The sequence below is a fragment of the Thiolapillus sp. genome (assembly GCF_048562965.1).
GTDB lineage: Bacteria > Pseudomonadota > Gammaproteobacteria > Chromatiales > Chromatiaceae > Thiolapillus > Thiolapillus brandeum_A.
Genome location: NZ_JBHNMF010000543.1, coordinates 1 through 2,109 on the forward strand (window position 1 = coordinate 1; position 2,109 = coordinate 2,109).

General features: G+C 55.0%; 4 protein-coding genes. All 4 read right to left on the reverse strand.

What is annotated here, in order from left to right:
• Window positions 1-91: 91 nt before the first annotated feature.
• The 4 genes from ACOCD2_RS17455 to ACOCD2_RS17470 are packed head-to-tail and all read right to left on the reverse strand — an operon-like array spanning window position 92 to window position 2,049.
• Window positions 92-328 carry a hypothetical protein gene (locus tag ACOCD2_RS17455; protein WP_293674946.1) on the reverse strand — a complete coding sequence of 79 codons (237 nt, stop codon included), beginning with the start codon at window positions 326-328 and terminating at the stop codon, window positions 92-94.
• Window positions 318-938, reverse strand: a complete 621-nt coding sequence (locus tag ACOCD2_RS17460) for a nuclear transport factor 2 family protein (RefSeq protein WP_293674947.1) — start codon at window positions 936-938, stop codon at window positions 318-320. Before ACOCD2_RS17460 ends, ACOCD2_RS17455 begins: the two co-directional genes overlap by 11 nt.
• Complete coding sequence (locus ACOCD2_RS17465) at window positions 935-1,666, reverse strand: hypothetical protein (protein ID WP_293674949.1); 732 nt, start codon at window positions 1,664-1,666, stop codon at window positions 935-937. Before ACOCD2_RS17465 ends, ACOCD2_RS17460 begins: the two co-directional genes overlap by 4 nt.
• Window positions 1,663-2,049, reverse strand: a complete 387-nt coding sequence (locus ACOCD2_RS17470; RefSeq protein ID WP_293674950.1) for a hypothetical protein — start codon at window positions 2,047-2,049, stop codon at window positions 1,663-1,665. The genes ACOCD2_RS17465 and ACOCD2_RS17470 overlap by 4 nt, the downstream gene beginning before the upstream one ends.
• Between the last annotated feature and the right edge of the window lie 60 nt (window positions 2,050-2,109).

Below are 2,109 nucleotides of genomic sequence, written 5' to 3' on the forward strand. Positions count from 1 at the left end.
CCTATTGCCGCATCTCCAGTTACCTGCAGACCATGGCAAATCAGGGATACAATCCGCTGGTCGCCATTCAAATGGCCTTTTCGGGACAGCTCTATGCTGATAGGGGTGAGTAGTTACGTTCGAAGTACAGATCAGCCGCATCGGCGCCGCGGGCCACGAGTTCACTCATAACCTTGCGCATGACCGCTTCATCCACATTGAACCAGCTCAGGAAGGGTTTGTCCGGCACATGGGTGGAAAGCCCTTCCCCCGCAGCGTTCAGGATACCGGGCATGCTCAGCATGACACCCGAGGCTGCCGTGGCAGCCAGAAAATCTCTACGTTTCATGGTCGTTTTTCCTCAATTCGGATTCTTTTTTTCTGAACAGGCGAACCAGCAACAGCATCAGCAGGGAACCGGCCACAGCACCTGCCGCAGCCATTTGCCAAAGATGGTTCTGGGCAGCCGCCAGCACCGGGTTGTCCAGCAGGTTCACACCGGCATGAAAGGCGCGAATCTTCCAGCCATCCTTTTGCCTGACCAAAGTGGCGGTCCACAACGCGGGAATCTTTACTTCCTCACCATTTTTCAGTACATAGATATCATCGGAATGACCGTACGCCACGGCAACATCGTCATCCAGGAAACGCGACGGCGCATCCGCTTCCGGTGTCACAGTGATGCTTTTCAGGGGAGCGCTCTCTCCCACAAAATGCTTCTCGAAAAAATCATTCAGCTGCGCTGCCTCGATCATGCGTTCCTGATTCACCATGGTAACGACAAATTCTGTAGCCAACAGTGAGCGCAGCCTGACAGCATCCTGCTGATTGATCGCCTCGCTGGCGTCATCCAGCAGCTGTCGCAGCTGCTGATGATCTTTCTCTCTGTCGGCGGGTTCAGCAGCCATCAGGGACGCCGACAAAAGTATCGGCAGCAGTATCGCAAATAGTCTGTTCATGTCTCCATTCCTCGGCAAAACGCCTGCAAAGCCTGACGTTTCAGATTGCTTTCAACCAGTTCTGTCAGGCAAACCAGTTCATCTCCCTGTCCATGTCCCGGATTCTTTTCCAGAAAAAAGGCGACTTCAGGTTTACCCTGCTTATTGTCATCCAGCGCGGCCCACTCGGGTTTGAGATATCCCCGGCTTCCGGGAAAATGGATCACGCCTGTTGTCGCATCATAGCACTGTCCAAAGCGTTCCTGTGCCAGGCAGTCCATGATGCGCCGGACCGGTTCCGGGGTCTGGCAGTTGACCGCCGGAAAATAACGCCGGGAAAAAACCTTCAGATAGCGATAAGTGCGATGACCTTTCACAATCAGCAGCCAGTACAGAGGCAGCTGCGGCTCTTGCGCTTTGAGATGTCCCGCAAATCTGCACCAGGCGCGTGGCAATGTCTGCTCTCCCCAGAACTGATGCTGAATGACTGTGTCTCCGGAAAACAGGCAACGCAGACGCTGGTTGGAGATAACATGCTCACTGATGGCCAGCGTCGTAAACCCGCGCACAGCCTGCCGCTCATCCTGCAACAGGATGCAGTAGTCCTTCTGCGACAGATCCTGCATGAACCGGGAATGACTGCCACCGGCATAGTATCTGCTGTAAAGGCGGTACATGCTTTCAGCATGCGCTGCACTCAAGTCGGAGATACCCAGGACACGCGCAGCGAGTCGGGTCTTCCCGCTCACAGCTTCAGCTCCACCTGCCACTGATCACCGGCCTCAGGAAACGTACCGCCCTGCCGCAATGCCTTGCGCCACGCCATAATGGGGCGATACAACACATCCTGATCCAGCGCTTTGAAATCCGCTTTTCCCTGATGCCGGATGTTCTCCTGCTGAAGTGCCAGCATGCGCACGTCCTGCTGGATGATCAGCCGGGAGAGGGGATGAAAAAACAGGCGCACCAGCGGTCCCAGCCAACCGCGCCTGAAACTGATGACAGTGAATACACGGGTTTGAAATTCATCCTGTGGCGTACAGGAGGAGGTGATGCTGTAGGCACGCCCGTCATCGAATTCATAATCCACACGGCTGGTAGCGGGTGCTATATAACGGTCGGTGTGCTTCATGCCTACAGCTTTTCTAGCCCGGAAATTTCACCGCCCCACTGGAAATAGGCCTCTTTTTGT